Origin of the sequence: Cupriavidus sp. WKF15 (assembly GCF_029278605.1) — a bacterium.
Taxonomy (GTDB): domain Bacteria; phylum Pseudomonadota; class Gammaproteobacteria; order Burkholderiales; family Burkholderiaceae; genus Cupriavidus.
Map to the genome: position 1 here is coordinate 889716 of NZ_CP119573.1, position 17210 is coordinate 906925.

14 protein-coding genes are annotated in these 17210 nt (G+C 66.5%); 5 read left to right on the forward strand and 9 right to left on the reverse strand.

Annotated elements, in window-relative coordinates:
• Positions 1 to 64 precede the first annotated feature (64 nt).
• Positions 65 to 394 carry a PadR family transcriptional regulator gene (locus CupriaWKF_RS21400; RefSeq protein WP_276102754.1) on the reverse strand — a complete coding sequence of 110 codons (330 nt, stop codon included), beginning with the start codon at positions 392 to 394 and terminating at the stop codon, positions 65 to 67.
• A 485-nt stretch (positions 395 to 879) separates the two neighbouring features.
• On the opposite strand from CupriaWKF_RS21400, the gene CupriaWKF_RS21405 reads away from it, so the two are divergent.
• Positions 880 to 1791 carry a DMT family transporter gene (locus tag CupriaWKF_RS21405; protein ID WP_276102755.1) on the forward strand — a complete coding sequence of 304 codons (912 nt, stop codon included), beginning with the start codon at positions 880 to 882 and terminating at the stop codon, positions 1789 to 1791.
• Positions 1792 to 1794: 3 nt separating this feature from the next.
• Here CupriaWKF_RS21405 and CupriaWKF_RS21410 read toward each other — a convergent pair whose 3' ends face one another.
• Together CupriaWKF_RS21410 and fur are read right to left on the reverse strand one after the other, a co-directional pair.
• Entirely contained in the window at positions 1795 to 2046 is a 252-nt protein-coding gene (locus CupriaWKF_RS21410) for a hypothetical protein (RefSeq protein ID WP_276102756.1), read from the reverse strand.
• 31 nt (positions 2047 to 2077) lie between these two features.
• The gene (gene fur, locus CupriaWKF_RS21415; protein ID WP_276102757.1) at positions 2078 to 2518 is read right to left on the reverse strand and encodes a ferric iron uptake transcriptional regulator; all 441 of its coding nucleotides are present in this window, start codon (positions 2516 to 2518) and stop codon (positions 2078 to 2080) included.
• Positions 2519 to 3108: 590 nt separating this feature from the next.
• Here fur and CupriaWKF_RS21420 point away from each other — a divergent pair.
• Complete coding sequence (locus tag CupriaWKF_RS21420; protein WP_276102758.1) at positions 3109 to 5751, forward strand: EAL domain-containing protein; 2643 nt, start codon at positions 3109 to 3111, stop codon at positions 5749 to 5751.
• A gap of 49 nt (positions 5752 to 5800) precedes the next feature.
• Here the strand turns inward: CupriaWKF_RS21420 and CupriaWKF_RS21425 are convergent, their stop codons facing one another.
• On the reverse strand, positions 5801 to 6709 hold the full coding sequence (locus tag CupriaWKF_RS21425; protein WP_276102759.1) for a LysR substrate-binding domain-containing protein: 909 nt from the start codon (positions 6707 to 6709) through the stop codon (positions 5801 to 5803).
• A gap of 173 nt (positions 6710 to 6882) precedes the next feature.
• Here CupriaWKF_RS21425 and CupriaWKF_RS21430 point away from each other — a divergent pair, with 173 nt between their 5' ends.
• Positions 6883 to 7902: a DUF1338 domain-containing protein gene (locus CupriaWKF_RS21430; RefSeq protein ID WP_276102760.1), complete on the forward strand. Its 1020-nt coding sequence runs from the start codon at positions 6883 to 6885 to the stop codon at positions 7900 to 7902.
• 795 nt (positions 7903 to 8697) lie between these two features.
• Here the strand turns inward: CupriaWKF_RS21430 and fusA are convergent.
• Positions 8698 to 10806 (reverse strand): elongation factor G, encoded by a 2109-nt coding sequence (gene fusA, locus CupriaWKF_RS21435; protein WP_276102761.1) that lies wholly within the window; start codon positions 10804 to 10806, stop codon positions 8698 to 8700.
• Positions 10807 to 11148: 342 nt separating this feature from the next.
• On the opposite strand from fusA, the gene CupriaWKF_RS21440 reads away from it, so the two are divergent.
• Together CupriaWKF_RS21440 and CupriaWKF_RS21445 are read left to right on the forward strand one after the other, a co-directional pair.
• Positions 11149 to 11778: a response regulator transcription factor gene (locus CupriaWKF_RS21440; RefSeq protein ID WP_276102762.1), complete on the forward strand. Its 630-nt coding sequence runs from the start codon at positions 11149 to 11151 to the stop codon at positions 11776 to 11778.
• 120 nt (positions 11779 to 11898) lie between these two features.
• Positions 11899 to 12867 carry a DedA family protein/thiosulfate sulfurtransferase GlpE gene (locus tag CupriaWKF_RS21445; protein ID WP_276102763.1) on the forward strand — a complete coding sequence of 323 codons (969 nt, stop codon included), beginning with the start codon at positions 11899 to 11901 and terminating at the stop codon, positions 12865 to 12867.
• A gap of 21 nt (positions 12868 to 12888) precedes the next feature.
• On the opposite strand, the gene CupriaWKF_RS21450 is transcribed toward CupriaWKF_RS21445, so the two are convergent.
• From CupriaWKF_RS21450 to CupriaWKF_RS21465, 4 genes are all read right to left on the reverse strand, one after another.
• Positions 12889 to 13845, reverse strand: coding sequence for a DUF1177 domain-containing protein (locus CupriaWKF_RS21450; RefSeq protein WP_276102764.1), 957 nt, complete (start codon positions 13843 to 13845; stop codon positions 12889 to 12891).
• 65 nt (positions 13846 to 13910) lie between these two features.
• Positions 13911 to 15071: a porin gene (locus CupriaWKF_RS21455; protein WP_276102765.1), complete on the reverse strand. Its 1161-nt coding sequence runs from the start codon at positions 15069 to 15071 to the stop codon at positions 13911 to 13913.
• Positions 15072 to 15206: 135 nt separating this feature from the next.
• Complete coding sequence (gene pepE, locus CupriaWKF_RS21460; RefSeq protein WP_276102766.1) at positions 15207 to 15962, reverse strand: dipeptidase PepE; 756 nt, start codon at positions 15960 to 15962, stop codon at positions 15207 to 15209.
• A gap of 32 nt (positions 15963 to 15994) precedes the next feature.
• Entirely contained in the window at positions 15995 to 17179 is a 1185-nt protein-coding gene (locus CupriaWKF_RS21465; RefSeq protein ID WP_276102767.1) for an aminotransferase class V-fold PLP-dependent enzyme, read from the reverse strand.
• Positions 17180 to 17210: the final 31 nt, after the last annotated feature.

A 17210-nucleotide genomic window follows, 5' to 3' on the forward strand; every position in this document is an offset into this window, starting at 1 on the left:
AGAGCACGCAGAAACGGGTACGCCGTGGTGGCAAGGAAACGCCGCAATGGCGGCGCAAGGGAAATCAGGCCTGAGTCGTAGAGGGATTGCCGACGGCTTCCGCGCCGGGCGAGTGCAGTCGACGGTAGAGGTCGTCGATGCGTTCACGGCTGGCGCGCAATTCTTCGCGGCCCTGCTCGGTGAGCAGGTAGACGCGGCCGATGCCGTCGCGCAGCACACTCTGCAGGTAGCCTTCCATCTGCAAGGCCCGCAGCAGCGGCCGCACCGTGCCGATATCGACCTGGAAGCCATATTCCATCAACATTTCTGCAAGCATGGCCACGGTAGCCGGGACTTCCATGGCGAACTGCAGGACGTAAACGCGGGCGAGCAAGCCCAGGAACTGTCGTTTCATGTGGCAGGCAACGCGGGACGGGGAAGGCCGGTTGACGCAAGGTTGGCAATGTGAAGCATGCGCGGCCGCACGGACGTCACAACAACTTGCTGGCATGCCGGCATGGCAAGCTTGCGCCTGCTTCCGGCAAAAAAGAAGCCGCCAGTTGCCTGGCGGCTTGTCGGGAATGCGTCGGAGGGGTCAATTAACTCTGGCGCAGACCAGATTTTAATTTGATCGAAGTCCGCTTGTCACGCGCCTGTCGCATATTCCCCCCTAGCGAGGGGTATGACTGAAAGCCAGCTGCAAGGTCATGTAACGAACTCGCCACCAGATCGACCAATTTCCGCGACGAACCGGGGTGATGATCGAATTTTGTGATCATTTTGCCGCATCTCGGCCATCGGCCAATGCCTGGTGCGCCGCCATGGACAGGTCCGAAAACGGCTTGCGGCAGAGCCGGCGCGGACGTCTAATCCGCCCATGCCATGGCAAGTCACCCAACCATGAAACCCGCCGATCTCATTCGCCTGCTTTCGCTGGCCGCTCTCTGGGGCGCCAGCTTCCTGTTTATCCGCATCGGGGCGCCTGTCCTGGGACCCTTGCCGACCGCCTTCGTGCGGGTGCTGATTGGCGCGGTCACGCTTGCCGCCTGCCTGCCCATGCTCGGCTTGCGCTGGGATATGCGCGGCAAGTGGCGGGCCGTGCTCACGCTGGGAGCGGTGAACTCCGGCATCCCGTTCGTCATGTACGCCATCGCGGCGCTGTGGCTGCCGGCCGGATACTCGGCCGTGTTCAATGCGATGACGCCGCTGATGGGTGTGCTGATTGGCGCGCTTTTCTTTGCGGAGCGCCTGACGCGCGCCAAGGCGGCCGGCGTGGTACTGGGCATTGCTGGCGTGGCAGTGCTCACGCGCACCGGGCCTGTGGCGTTTTCTGTGCAGGTGCTGTTTGGTGCAGTGGCCTGCCTCGTGGCGACGGCTTGCTATGGTCTGGCCGGCTTCCTGACCCGACGCTGGATCACGGAACGTGGCGGGCTGGACAGCCGCCTTGTGGCCGCCGGCAGCCTGGTCGGGGCCACGTTGTTCCTGCTGCCGTTCAGCCTTGGCGCGCTGGTCCGGCACAATACGCTGCCCGATGCCGGGACCGGGGTCTGGGCCGCCATGCTGGGGCTCGGCGTGGTCTGCACGGCGCTGGCCTACATTCTTTATTACCGGCTGATCGCCGACCTGGGCCCGGTGCGTTCCCTGACGGTCACCTTCCTGATCCCGCCCTTCGGCATGGTATGGGGCGCCTTGTTCCTGCACGAATCGCTATCGTGGGCGCACCTGGCGGGCAGCGCCTTGATCGGTGCCGCCGTTTGGATGGTGCTGCGCCCGCCTCGGCCGGTGCCGCGGCCGGAGCCGGCGCGCGGCTGAGCTTCAGCTGCCGGGAACGACGTTGTAGCGCTCGCGCGCCAGCATCACCACGCGCCGCGCCTGGCGCAGGTTGCGCACGGCATCGGCTTCGGTGCGCTCGGGGAAATCCACCTCGGCGCTCCAGTTGCAGCCGGTGTGGTCCGGCCGGTGCACGCACATGGCGCGCAGCTGGCAGTCCTGGCAACCCGGTTCCTGCCGCAGGCAGAGGTTGAGCAGGCGCTTCAGTTCGGACAGGGGCTTGGTCAGTCGCTCCACGGTCGGCTCTGCTAACGGCGCGCCACGCGTGTCAGCCGGCCGGCTGCTCGGCCCGGCATTGCGGGCAGATGCCATACAGCACCAGCATGTGCTCGCGCAGCGCGAAATCGTTGTCGGCGGCGACCTGGCGCTGGCGCTGCTCGATCCGTTCGTCGCGGAATTCCTCTACGCGTCCGCAGTTCATGCAGATCAGGTGATCGTGGTGGCCGCCTTCATTGAGTTCGAACACGGCGTGGTCCGACTCGAAGCTGTGGCGCAGCAGGATATCGGCCTGGACGAGCTGGTTGAGCACGCGGTACACGGTCGAAAGCCCGGCGTCGTCGTCCTGGGCGAGCAGGATACGGTAGACATCTTCGGCGCTCAGGTGGCGCCGCTCGCAGGTACGGAACACGTCCAGGATACGCACGCGGGGCGACGTAGCCTTGAGGCCGGCGCGCTTGAGGTGGGCAGGATCGGACTTCACGGTTGGCATGGCATGCGGCTGCGAGCGCCGTCGGCGCACGGCGTTGGGAAATCTGCGGAAATCGGGCTGGAAGACGTCCGGAACGCCCTTGCGGTGCGTCCCGGACGTGGCGCCGTATCTGCACGGCGCGCGGAATAAAAAGGCGGCCTGGCTTGTCGACGGATGACGCGATCGGGAAAGCGGGGTCTGGTTGCTTTCCCGACCATCCGGCGACTGGCTACTGCCAAACGCTCCGCGTTACGGAGCGGTCCCCACAAAAGTCGGTAACAGGATGCCGCCAGGTGGCGACGATCCGGAAATTCTCTCCGGCGGGCCTGCTCGTTCCACCGCGTACCGCGGCGGTGCCAGGCTGGCCGGCTGGTCTGGACGGCGTTGCTGTGTCGTCAGACAGTGATGTGATAGTAAATGGGAATCGATCTCATTACAAGGGGAATTTTGAGTTTTTTGCCGAGGAGGATTTTCAGGCAGGGTCGCGCTTGCCCGGTCCGACAGCGCCTGCTGTGAGCACGGGACTAGAGTGCGTGCTGCTTGTCGGGTTCGCTGACCTCGACTAGCCTCCTATCCATGTCGATTCTTCGCTGCGCTGCGATACCCATTTGATGCCACAACGCTCGACCCCCCGATATGGCAAGGCGCTGCAGCGCCTGCGCCAGGTCTTTTCCCCGTTGAACCTGGGGGCGGCGGCGTGGCTGATTGCAACATGGGCGTTTGCGGCATTTCAGCTCGTGAGCGAGCGGGACCGCTTGCTGCACGACGCCGCGCAGCGTACCCAGGCGGAGGCCCAGGCGTTCGGCGCGTACTCGAAATCCAGCATCCTGCGGCTGTCCGAATTCCTTCTCGACCTGCGGGCCAGCTGGCTGGCCGGCCAGCCGGGGTTTATCGACATGGTGCATGAGCGGGAGAACCTGGTGGTGGACCTCTCGTTCCAGGTGTCGGTGATCGACAAGCATGGCCTGCTCATCTATTCGTCCATCGCCCCGCCCGTTCCTGGCGAGAAGGTCGACCTGAGCGGGCGCGAGCATTTCCGGGTCCATCAGGACGCGGGCGGGCGCGACATGCTGTTCATCAGCGACCCGGTGAAGGGCAAGGTCTCGCGCAAATGGTCGATCCAGTTCACGCGCCCCATCCTGCGCGCGGGCAGCTTCGACGGGGTCATCGTGGTTTCGGTCAGTCCGGAGCAGTTCGCCAGCTTTGCGCAGACGTTCACCAACCGCGGTGGCGAAGTGGCGTCGGTCATCAAGACTTCTGGCCAGGTCATTGCGCGTGTGCCGGCGTTGGAGGGCACGCTGGCCAGGGCAGTCAGTAACCGGCCGTACCTTGCCAGCGGGTCGCCCCCGTCCGGTAGCTACCGGGCGATGTCGGGCTCCGAAGGCGTGGAGCGGGTCTTCGGCTATTACCGTGTGCCGGAGTTCGGGCTTAATTTCGTAGTGGGCGAGTCGGTCGGCAAGGTGCTGGCGCCCTACGAGGTCTATCGCCGCATTGCCCTGGCCGGTGCCATGGCTTCCACGCTGCTGCTTGGCCTGCTGTACTACAGCCTGCGCCGCTCCATGGCGGAGCGACGCCGCCATATGGAGGAGATGCGGCTGGCTTCGCTGGTCTATTCGTCCAGCAGCGAAGCCATGGTGGTGACGTCGCTCGACGGCACCATCATCGACGTGAATCCGGCCTTTGCCGCCGCCACCGGCTATACAGTCGAGGAGATCAGGGGCCGCTCGGGCTATAGCGTCAGTGGGTCAGGCAATGCGACAGGGCTGGTCGAACGCCTGCGGGCCACCGTGGCAGCCAAGGGCAGCTGGAGCGGCGAACTCTCGATCCGCCGCAAGGACGGCAGCGAGTTTCCCGCCTACCTGACCGTGGATACCTACCTGGCCCACGCGTATGGCGAGCGCCGCCGCGTTGCGCTGATCCATGACATGACCGAGAAGCGCCAGGCGGAGGAAGTCATCCGGCACCAGGCGAATTTCGATGCGCTCACGGACCTGCCCAACCGCCGCCTGTTCTTCGACCGGCTGGAGCAGGAAATCGAGCGTTCGCGCGCCAAGCAGGATGAGCTGGCGCTCCTGTTCATCGACCTGGATCGCTTCAAGGAGGTGAACGACACCCTCGGCCACGACCAGGGCGACCTGTTGTTGCTGGAGGCGGCGCAGCGCATTGCGGCATCGGTGCGCGCGTCGGATATCGTGGCGCGGCTGGCCGGCGACGAGTTCACCGTGATCCTGCCCGCGGTGGGCGATGCCGGCGTTGCCGGGGACATTGCCCAGGCGATCCTGGAGCGGATTGCCGCGCCTTACCGCCTGGCCGGCGAACTGGTGGTGGTGTCGGCCAGCATCGGCGTGGCGACCTGGCCCAAGGACGCCGACAACGCCGAGGCCCTGCTGGTGTGCGCCGACCAGGCGATGTTTGCCGCCAAGGAGGAGGGCCGCAATCGCTGGAAGGTCTTCACCCAGGCGCTGCTGCAGGCGGAGCGGGAGCGCCTGCGCATCACGCAGGACCTGCGCACGGCGCTGGCGTCCGGGCAGTTCGCGCTGCACTACCAGCCCATTGTCAATCTGCGCACGGGCAAGGTCTGCAAGGCCGAGGCCCTGATCCGCTGGGACCATCCGGTGCGCGGGCCGATCCACCCGGCCGATTTCATTGCCGTTGCGGAGGAATCCGGCCTCATCATCGACATCGGCCGCTGGGTGCTGACGGAAGCGCTGGACCAGCTTGCGCGCTGGCAGGTGGTGTTTGGCAAGGACTTCCAGATCTCGGTCAACAAATCACCCGTGGAGTTCTGCGCGCCCGCGAACGGGCCCGAGTCCTGGTCCAGCATGATCGAGCGCAGGAACGTGCCGGTGGGCAGCCTTGTCATCGAGATCACCGAAGGCTCGCTGATGGAACAGAACGCCGATGTCATGGACCAGCTCTCCCGCTTCCAGGCGGCCGGCATCGAGATCGCGCTCGACGACTTCGGCACCGGCTACTCGTCCTTGTCGTACCTGCGGCGCCTGGACATTGACTACATCAAGATCGACCAGTCCTTCATCCGCTCGCTGACGCGGGGCCCGGACGACGTGGCCTTGTGCCGCGCCATCATCAGCATGGCGCATGCACTGCGCATCCGCGTGATAGCAGAGGGCGTCGAGACCGAGTCGCAGCGCGACATCCTGGTGGCTGCCGGCTGCGACTACGGCCAAGGCCACTTCTTCTGTCCGCCGGTGGATGCCAGCGCGTTCGAGGCCTTCATGAGCGCTGTGACTTGAGGCGGGCGGCGTTGTTCGGTGCTTGTACTGGGGTTGCTCGATCCTGCGGCTAGGCGGCTGCCGGCGTCTCGCGCGGCAGTCCCAGGATCCATTCGCGAAACGTCTCGAGCGCTTCCGACGGTGGCTGGCCCTCCGGGTAGGCAAAGTAATAGCCCTGCTGTTCATCGAGCACGCCTTCCACGGGTACCACGAGTTCTCCACTGCGCAGTTCGCGTTCGACCAGCAACCGCGGCGCCAGGCCGATGCCGAGCCCGGCCGCTGCGGCGGCGGTCATCATGGTGAACAGTTCGTAGCGCGGCCCGCGCGAGGCGGCAATGCTGTAGTCCCAGCCTTGCGCCGCATACCAGTCGCGCCACGCGTGGGCACGCGTGCTCAGGTGCAGGTGGCGGCAGCGCGCCAACGTGGCTGCGTCGGGGACGGGGTTCTCCTCGAGGAAGGCCGGGCTGCAGACGGGCACCACGCCGCCTTCGCGGAAGATCATGCCGCCGCGCGTGCCGGGCCAGAACTGGTCGCCGAAGTAGATCGCGGCGTCATAGGCGCACTCCTGGAATGCAAACGGCTGCGAGCGCGCGCTCAGGTTGACCGTGATGTTCGGGTGCCGGCGGGCAAAGTCGGGCAGGCGCGGGATCAGCCACTGCGTGGCGAAGGTCGGCACCACCGCCAGTTCCAGCGTGTAGCCCATGACGCGGCCCACGGTGATTTCCAGCGTGTCGCGCTGCAAATGGTCGAGATGGCGGCGGATGCGCGCCGCGTACTCGCGGCCCGTGTCGGTCAGCACCAGGCGCCGGCGCACGCGCGTGAACAGCGCCACGCCCAGGCGCTGCTCCAGCATCGCCACCTGGCGGCCCACGGCGCTTTGCGTCAGCGCGAGTTCGCCGGCCGCGCGCGTGAAGCTGCCCAGCCGCGCCGAAGCCTCGAAGGCCTGCAGCGCGCCGAGGTTGGGGATGTCGTTTCTCATGGGGATTGATGCGGGGATGACAGCGGGCGGCGCGGGGGGCGACCAGTATAGCGCCCGCGCCGGAGCGGGTCTTCGTGCGCCGCACGCACAATGTTGTGCGGATTCCGCGCTTGTCCGCGCCACCGCGGCGCCACTATCCTGCCCCGGCCACTCACGCATCCCGCAACGTTCCCATGCATCCAAATATCGCCACACTGCTGTCCGCCAACCTTGGCGAAGCCCGTAGCCGCCACCTCCTGTCGCTCGTCAGCGTGCCCGATGGCCTGCCGGCCGATGCCGAAGGCCGCGCCACGCGCGCCCAGATTGCACAGGCCCTGAACATGGTGCTGTTCTCGGGCATCCTCGACCGGGTGCCCGCCGGCCGCGCCTACACCGACGATGTCGCCGCCGCCGGCGGCAAGGTGGTCTTCGACCACGGCGCGCTGCGCACCGTCAAGTGGCGCGACAATGGCGCGCTGCCCGAAGGCGAGGCCGCGTTCACGCGCCTCCTGCGTCCGCTGGGCTACCGCCTGAACGGCACCTATCCGCTCGACCGCATCGGCATGACGGGGCGCTCCTATGCCCACGCCGACGCGCCCGAAGGAATCGCCCAGTTCTTTGTCAGCGAGTTCCATCCGGAGCGCTTCAGCGAAGCCTTCCGCCAGGCGGTCAGCGGCGTGACCGGCAGCTCGGCCGATCCGCTCACGGCGCGCGCCCAGACGCTGCTGTGGCAACTGGAGCGCGATGGCGTGCTGGCGGTTGCCGATGGCGCCGAACTGATTGGCCTGCTGGTGCCGTGCTTCGAGCGCCAGCACGACGTGCCGCGCCTGGCCGACTTTGAGACCCTGCTGCGCGAATCGGCCGAGATGGCGTGGATCGCCACTGAAGGCAATGCCTTCAACCACGCCACCGACCGCGTCGACGACGTGTTCGCGCTGGCCGAGCAGCAGAAGGCGCTGGGCCGGCCGATGAAGGAGAAGGTGGAAGTCTCGGGCAGCGGCCGCGTGAAGCAGACCGCGTTCCGGGCCGGCACCGTGCGCCGCCGTTTCATCGGCGCGCAGGGCGAGAGCGTCGAACGCGACGTGCCGGGGTCGTTCTATGAATTCATCACGCGCGACCGCTTTGCCGACACGCCCGCGGACAGCGCGCGTTATGACCTGGGGTTTGACGCCGGCAATGCGCAGGGCATTTTCAAGATGACAGCGGCGGCCTGACGGTGAGATGGGAAGGGTTCTTTGCTGGATTGCGGGGAGTGGGTAAGGATGGGGGGTGTCGTGCTTGGCATGCGCCGCTGTTTCGCCGGCGTAGCCGGCGAGTCACTTTTTGTCCGAGCGACAAAAAGTAACCAAAAAGCGCGTTTACTTGCCCTAGCGGGCGAATATTGATCGTAGTGTGCTGCGGGTGTTGTACGGGTATGAGCTTCAGAGTGTGCCTGGCTGCCTGCCGCGTGGTGCGCGTCCGCCGGTAGGCTTTCAAGCAATGATTGAACGAGCCCCGAAACTGTCCGTGGCCCCTGCTGCTACCGCCATCGTGTAATCGCCTTCGGCTGCGCTACGCGCAGAGCCCTAGTCTGGGCACCCAGGCCGCAGGCAAACCGCGCCACAGCGAAGCAGGGAAACCGAACCGTTGGCACTGGCGACGATGATGCCCCGCGCACACCGACTAGGGCGCGCGCGCAGCGCAGCCGTAGGCGTCCCATCACTGACGCTATTGGAACGCTGTACCCGAGCCCTACATGGGGATCGTACAAGAGCAGGTTATCGCAGGCACTGGTTCTGAATCACTATGCGTAGCAGGTCGAACGAGCAACCAAGCATCGCGAGACCAAAGCCGCTTGAAAACAAGGAGCGCATCGTTGATGGCCAGCCGCCAGGCGACGCGCTTCTTGCCTACTTCTTGTCGCTCGGACAAGAAGTAGGTCGCCGGCTACGCCGGCGAACCAGCGGCGCCCGCCAAGCACGCCAGCGCTGCCATCGCGGCCTTTGTCCTTGGCGTAGCCATACCAGCCACTACGCCACCCGCTTCGCATTAATCACCGCCTCCGCCACATTGCCCGGCGCTTCGGCGTAATGCTTGAACTCCATCGTAAACGTCGCGCGGCCCTGCGTGAGCGAGCGCAGCGACGTGGAGTAGCCGAACATCGTCGCCAGCGGCACCTCGGCGCGCACGACCTTGCCGCCGCCGCCAGCGATCTCTTCCATGCCGTGCACCATGCCGCGCCGTGACGAGAGGTCGCCCATCACATTGCCGGTGAATTCTTCAGGCGTTTCCACTTCCACCGCCATCATCGGCTCGAGCAGGATTGGCCTGGCGCGCTTCATGGCCTCGCGGAAAGCCATCGAGCCGGCCATGCGGAAGGCATTCTCGTTCGAATCCACGTCGTGGTACGAACCGAACACCAGTGTGGCCTTCACATCGACGACCGGATAGCCGGCCAGCACGCCGGCAGTCAGCGTTTCACGAATGCCCTTGTCCACCGCCGGAATGAACTCGCGCGGGACCACGCCGCCCTTGATGGCGTCGACGAACTCATAGCCGCCGCCGTGCGGCATGGGCTCGACGTTGAGCACCACGTGGCCGTACTGGCCGCGTCCGCCGGACTGCTTGATGAACTTGCCCTCGACATCCTTCACCGCCTGGCGGATGGTTTCGCGGTAGGCCACCTGCGGCTTGCCCACCGAGGCCTCCACGCCGAACTCGCGCCGCATGCGGTCCACCAGGATCTCCAGGTGCAGTTCGCCCATGCCGGAAATGATGGTCTGTCCGGATTCCTCGTCGGTCGTCACGCGGAAGGACGGGTCTTCCTGCGCCAGCCGGTTCAGGGCGATGCCCATCTTCTCCTGGTCCGCCTTGGTCTTCGGCTCCACTGCCTGCGAGATCACCGGTTCCGGGAAGCTCATGCGTTCCAGGATGATGACCTTGTTCGGGTCGCACAGCGTGTCGCCGGTGGTGGCTTCCTTCAGCCCGACCGCCGCGGCGATATCGCCGGCGCGCACTTCCTTGATCTCCTGGCGCACGTTGGCATGCATCTGCAGGATGCGCCCCAGCCGCTCGCGCTTGGCCTTGACCGGGTTGTAGACCGTGTCGCCGGAATTGACCACGCCCGAGTACACGCGGAAGAAGATCAGCTGGCCGACGAACGGGTCGGTCATGATCTTGAACGCGAGCGCCGAGAATGGCTCGTCGTCGCTCGGATGGCGCTCGGCCTGGCGGTCGTCCTCGGTATGGCCGAGAATGGCGGGCACGTCGGCGGGCGAGGGCAGGTAGTCGATCACCGCGTCCAGCATGCTCTGCACGCCCTTGTTCTTGAAGGCGCTGCCGCACAGCATGGGCACGATTTCGTTGGCGATGGTGCGCTTGCGCAGGCCCTGCTTGATCTGCGCCTCGGAGAGCGGCTCGCCGGCCAGGTATTGCTCGAGCAGCTTCTCGTCGGCCTCGGCGGCGGCCTCGATCATCTTGTCGCGCCATTCCTGGGCGATCGGCAGCAACTCGGCCGGGATGTCCCGGTACTCGAAGCGCACGCCCTGGCTCGCATCGTCCCAGACCACGGCCCTCATCTTGACCAGGTCGACCACGCCCTGGAAATGGTCTTCCGCGCCAACCGGGATCTGGATCGGCACGGCGCGGCCCTTGAGCCGGTCGGCGATCTGGGTCTGCACGCGGAAGAAATCCGCGCCGACGCGGTCCATCTTGTTGACGAACGCGATGCGCGGCACGTTGTACTTGTTGGCCTGGCGCCAGACCGTCTCGGACTGCGGCTGCACGCCGCCGACCGCGTCATAGACCATGCACGCGCCGTCCAGCACGCGCATGGAACGCTCGACCTCGATGGTGAAGTCGACGTGCCCCGGCGTGTCGATGATGTTGATGCGGTGCTCGGGGTAGTTGCCGGCCATGCCCTTCCAGAACGCCGTGGTGGCCGCCGACGTGATGGTGATGCCGCGCTCCTGCTCCTGCTCCATCCAGTCCATGGTCGCGGCGCCGTCGTGCACTTCCCCCAGCTTGTGGTTGACGCCGGTATAGAACAGGATGCGCTCCGTCGTCGTCGTCTTGCCGGCGTCGATATGGGCACTGATGCCGATGTTGCGGTAGCGCTCGATTGGGGTTTTGCGGGACACGGTGAACTCTCCGGGATGACACCAATGAAATAGAGTAGCACCTGCCGCGGAACCCCGTTTGTCCCTGCGCGCGGAAGGGGCAGCCGTCGGGGGCCATGCATGCGTGTTGTCGCCAGCAGGCGGCAAGCCGATGAATCCGAAGCCCTGGCGGCCTATAAAAGCAAGGAAATTGCTGCGTCGGCAGGAGATTCATCTGCATTGCGGTCCCACCGCATATCGGCGCCGGAGCGCCTGCCTATACTTGCCCGCTCGTGCCCCGCGTCTATCTCCTGCGGGTGACAGTCTTCCGGCGCCCGTACGCCTTCCTGACCGATGCCGACCCAGAGAGACAGACACGCAAGCATGGCTACCGTCCTGATCGTTGATGATCATCCTGCATTGCGGCTGGTGATGAGATCGCAGCTTTCCCAACTGCTCGGCATGGAGCATATCCTTGAAGCCGACAATGGCCAGTGCGCGATCGAAGCCGTGCGCCGGCACAAGCCGGACCTGGTGATACTTGACCTCGACATTCCGCGCATCGGCGGCCTCGATGTGGCCACCCGGGTGCGCGACATCCATCCGGCGGCGCGCATCCTCGTGGTGACGGCGCTGGATCCGGCCGTGTTCGTGCCGCGCGCGTGGCAGGCCGGCGCGCAGGGCTTTGTCAGCAAGACGCAGGACATCCGCGAGATCCTGCGCGCGGTGGAGTCGGTGATGGCGGGCTATACGGTCTTCCCGGCGCTGGCACGGCGCAATGCCTTCGGGCCGGCCTTGTGCGGCGACGATGAAAGCCTGCGACGCCTTTCCGACAAGGAACTGGTGGTGCTGAAAATGCTGGCGCGCGGCATGTCGTACAAGGACATCGGCCGCGAACTCTTCATCAGCAACAAGACGGTCAGCAGCTACAAGGCACGCATCATGGCCAAGCTGCGGGTCGGTTCGCTGGTGGAACTGGTCGACTTTGCCCGACGTTGCCGGCTCGTCCAGTAAGGCGGGGACCAAGCTCAAGGAATTTGAACGTCCCATGCAGCCACGGGGCGTGCACGTTGGCGCCGCCGCTGGCAAACTGTCGCTCTGACCAATGTTCGAGATCAAGGCGGGGAGACGGCTGTGGGCGAGTTGCAGACCATGCTGGAAAACCATGGGCTGATGCTGGTGTTCCTGAACGTGCTGGCGGAACAGGCGGGCCTGCCGATTCCGGCGTATCCGATGCTGTTCGTGGCTGGCGCGCTGGGGGTGCAGGAGACCGGTCCGTCGATCGGCGCGGTGCTGGCGGTCGTCATCGCGGCCTGCCTGATCGCGGATACGGCCTGGTATTTTGCCGGCCGCAAGCTGGGCCAGCCCATGCTGCGCACGATCTGCAAGGTGTCGATTTCGCCAGATACCTGCATCCGGCAGACCCAGTCGATCTACCTGCGCGTGGGGCCGCGCTCGCTGGTGTTCACCAAGCTGCTGCCCGGCGCCGGCGCGCTGTCCACTGCCATGGCCGGCATGACGGCTACGCCGCTGCCGGTGTTCCTGTTCTACGACGCCATCGGCGCGCTGGTCTGGTCCGGCTCCGCCGTGCTGGTGGGCGTGGTGTTCAGTGATTTCGTCGACGCCATCCTCGCGGCATTCAGCGCCTATGGCCACGTGGCGGTGCTGGTCTGCGTAGGCGCCCTCGCACTGTTCGTGGCCTGGCGCTGGTGGTGGCGCTTCCGCCTGCTGCGCCGCACGCGACGGGTGCCGCGCATGACGGTGGATGAACTCGAGGCCCGCCGCCGCGCCGGCACGTTGCCGCTGGTGCTGGATGTCCGCGCGCACGGCGCCGCGCCCATCGAGCGCATTCCGGGTGCCCTGGTCGTCGATATGCACGGTTCGCTCGACGCCTTGGGCAGCCAGCTCGAATCGAAGGATATTGTCGTCTACTGCGCCTGTCCGCACGAGATTTCGGCGGCCATCCTGGCCGAGCGGCTCAGGGCCGCCGGCTACCGACAGACCTGGGCCCTGGCGGGCGGCTTCGACGAGTGGAAGCGCCTGCATGGCACCGAATCGCCGCCACACGCGGAGGAAGCCGCCAACGACGCGGCGGCCGGCTGAGCCGCCGCGCCCCGGGGCGTCCTAGCGCGTGCCGGCGGTCTGGAACACCGACAGGTCCGGGTAGACCGCGCGGATCTTTTCCCACTCGGCGGCGTTGAAGAACTGGCACTTGCCTGCGCCAAAACGCTTGCCCACTTCCACGCAGAAGCGCACGGCCTCCCCAATGTCGATTTCGTGGTTGGCCGAGGTGGCGCTGCCCGATACCACCGATTGTGCCGTCACCGCCACGCCGACCACCGGCGCGCGCGTGGCCACGTGGGGCTGCATGATGCTGTTGAAGTGGTACAGGCCGTTGTGGTACGGCGTGATGTCCTGCTGCGAGATCGGGAACGTGACGGCCGGGCAGCCGGTGGTCGATTCCATTGTCGCAACCAGGTCCGGGCTCACGCGCAGGATGTAGCCCTGCATGGCCGTCGGCGAAATGGCGAAGCCGCGGTGCTTGATGATGCTGTTGCCCTTGGAGGCATCGATCGACAGGATCGCGTCCATTTCCGGCAGCACCTGGTAGTTATTCATGGTGTCGGATGACACCGGCATGCCCATGAACGGCACCGGGTCGTGTGGCTGCATCGAGACATTGGTCGACAGGTGCGTGGTCACGATGACGTCGCCGGCCAGGTGATCGCCACGCGCCTTCATCTGTGCGAGCTTGAGCGCGACGGCCAGGCAGCCGATCGGGCCGTCCGCGTCCGAGACCAGCCCGACCAGTTCAGGCCGTGCGCCAATGGCGCCGTTGCGGCCGATCACGCCCAGCGTGGGCGCCTGGCCGCCGCCGCGCTTGCCGGCGGTGCCCGGAATCACGATGGTGATGAAGTCGCTGGTATTGGCGGTATTCTCGGGCGGGGCGTTGTGCACCGTGGTCACTTCGACCGTCACGCCGGCTTCGGCGTAGGGCGCGAACAGGTCCCGGACCACAGCGCCGTTGGCGTTAGGGCTGTCCAGGGCTTCATGAATGACCAGCGTCTGCTGCAGGGCCATGGTTTTCTCCAAGTGAAATTCGAGGGATGGCGCGCACGCGAGCGCACGCGGCGTGGGTGAATCCGTCAGAACTGATGGCGCAGTCCGACCATGACGGTGGTCTGGTTGTCGCGGCCGTCGAGGCGGCGGCCGCTGTCGCCGGTCCAGCTGGTGGTGGTGTTGCCGAACAGGCCGGACCAGTCGCCGTGCACCCAGTCATAGGCCACGGCCAGGTAGGCGTCGGTACGCTTGCTGAACGCGTAGTCGGCCACGCCATAGGCGGTGGTGCGGTTGCCGCTGAAGTTGTCGGCGCGGGTGCGGTTGTGCATCACGCTGCCGGTCAGCGTCACGTTGCCGGTGATGGGGTAGCTCGCGCCGACGGTGAAGAAGTCGTCGCGGCGGCTGCCATTGAAGACCGAGTTGATGGCCGCGCGGTTGGTCGGCGTGGGCGCGGTCGACATGCTCGTGATGGTCGCCGTGTCGGTGCCGCCGCGCGAGGAATCGAAGCCGCCGTCGCGGTCGCTGTAGATATAGGTGGCGAACAGGTTGCCGCGGCCCACCGTGCCTTTGAGGCCGGCCATGTAGATGCGCGCGGCGCGGCTCTGGACGTCGCGCGTCTGCTGGAAGTCGCCGATCGCGGTGATCGGGCCGGCCGCGTACCTGAGGCCCAGCGACACCGACGAGCTGGCCGAGCCCTTGCCGGCGGTTTCGCCCAGCGCGTACTCGGCGATTACCGAGACCGGGCCGAAGTTGCCGGTGTAGCTGACCGCGTTGTCGTAGCGCTGGCCGGTCAGGTAGACCATCCACGAGTTGGAGGGCGCTGCGCCGACGCCGAGCGGGTCGACGTAGTACAGCATGGTGTTGGCCGTGGTGTACTGCCGGCCCATGGCCAGCTCGCCCCACTGGTTGCCGATCTTGACGTAGGCCTGGCGCCCGAACAGCTGGCCTTGCTGGTCAAGCTTGCCGGTGTCTGCCAGGAAGCCGTTCTCCAGCACGAAGCCGGCCTTGAGACCGCCGCCGAGGTCCTCGCTGCCGCGCAGGCCGAAACGGCTGCCCGACAGGAAGCCTTCGCCGCCCTGCTGCAGGCCCAGTACTGCGTCGCCAGCCGGGTTGGAATGCGTCTGGTACGTCAGCGCGCTGTCGACGACGCCATACAGCGTCAGGCCGGACTGCGCCATGGCGGCGGCGGGCAGGCTCAGCAACAGCGGCAGGGCCGCGCGGGTGGCGCGGCGGATCGGTTGGCTCATTGTGGTTTCTCCTCCAGAGGGTAAAAGGGTGTCCGCGCAGGCGGCGGATCACCGCGGCCGGCGTCGGTAGTCGTCTTGTTCGAATTGGCCGGGCACCGACTGCCCGGCAGGTTCAGCGAGGCGTGCGCTTGGCGCTCAGCAGGCAAAGCCCGGCCAGTCCTGCATGCCGGCCGGACCGGTGATGCGCGACAGCGGGAACGTCTCGCCTTCGCGGATGGTCTCGACCTGGCCTTCGGCCGGGAACCACAGCGCATGGCGCTCGCCCAGCACGGTGCCGCTGGTGCCGTCGCTGTACAGCGCCGAGCCCTCAGGCAATGCGAACACCTGCTCCGGCGCGTTGATATGCAGGAACTCGGCCAGCCGCTCTTCGCGGCTTTCGCCGTTATGGCCAGCCGGCTTGCCGCCGATGAAGTGCGGGTTGATCTGGAACGGCACCAGGCCCAGCGCGCGCAGCGACGGCGGCTGCACGATCGGCATGTCGTTGGTGGTGCGGATGGTCGGGCAGGCGACGTTGCTGCCGGCGCTCCAGCCCACGTACGGCGTACCGGCGCGGACCCTGGCGCGGATCGCCTCGACGATGCCGGCGTCGTACATGCGCTTGAGCAGCGCGAAGGTGTTGCCGCCGCCCACGGCGATGGCCTCGGCCTCGTTCACGGCGCGCAGCGGGTCGGCGCTGTGGTGGATCGATTCGAGCGCGTAGCCGAGCCGCTCGAACACAGGCTTGACCATGCCTTCGTAGGTATCGAAGCTGAACGTCACGCCCGCGAACGGCACGAACAGCACCTTGCGCGCTTCCTTGCGCAGCAGCGTGTGGATCTGCTCGCCGGCATGCTCGAGGTAGCCGAGGTTGTCCTTGCGCGAGCTGCTCATCAAGAGGATGCGTTGGGTCATGTCTGTTTTCCTTGAGGGATTCGGTTCGGGGTTCAGGCCAAGGCAGCGCGGATCAGCGCGGCGACGCGGTCGATTTCCTCGTGGGTATTGAAGTAGTGCAGCGACACGCGCGCCATGGTCGATACGCCATAGCGCGCCAGGATCGCGTCGGCCATGAAGTTGCCGGCTTCGATGATGCATTGCTGCGCTTCAAGCGCGGCGACGATGCGGGCCGGGTCCACGCCGCGCACGTTGAACGGCACGATGCCGATGCGGTTGGCCACGTTGGCCGGGCCGTACAGCTCGAAGCCCGGGATCGACGAGAACTTCGCCACCGCGTATTCGGTCAGGTCGCGCACGCGTGCCTCGATCGCGTCGATGCCGATCTGCATCGCGTAGTCGATGGCCGTGCCCAGGCCCAGGATTGCCGGCACGATCGGGCAGCCCGCCTCGAAGCGGCGCGCACCGGCGACGAAGGACAGCGCGCCGGTGGCGCGGTCATAGGCGCCGTTCCACCAGCCGGCCAGGGCCGGCTCGAGCTGCCCGATCAGCGCGCGGCGCACGTAGAGGAAGCCCGAGCCCTCGGTCGCGCGCAGCGCCTTGCGGCCGCAGCCAGCCAGGAAATCGCAATCGAGTTCGGCCACGTCCGAGCGCAGCATGCCGACACTTTGCGCGGCATTGACCAGCGACAGCACGCCGTGCCGGCGCGCCACGGCGCAGATCTGCGTGGCGGGCTGCACCGCGCCGGTGGAGTTGGGCAGGTGCGAGAACGTCAGCAGGCGCGTGCGCGGCGTGATGGCCGCGTCAAAAGCTTCCGGCGACAGCAGCCCTTCGGCATTGGCCGCCACCATCTTCACCACGATGCCGTGGGTTTGCTCCAGGCGGCGCCACGGCAGCAGGTTGCTGAGCATTTCAGTGTCGGCCACCAGCACTTCGTCGCCGGCTTGCCAGGCGATGCCGCGCGCGACCAGCGAGATGCTTTCGGTCGCATTCTTGGTGAAGGCGATCTCGTCGGCCGCCGCGGTCAGCAGCGCGGCCAGCTTGCCGCGCACGGCGTCCACGCGTGCATAGGTTTCCTTGCGGAACGCCGGCAGGTAGATGCCCACGTGGCCGGTATCGAGCAGGTAGCTGCGCACGGTGTCGAGCACCGCATCGGGCGGCAGCGATGCCGCGGCCGTGTCGAGGTAGATGGTGGAAGCCGTCAGCGGGGTGCCGGCGCGGATCGCTTGGATATCCATGGAACGTCTCAGGTAATGCAGGGGGAGTGGT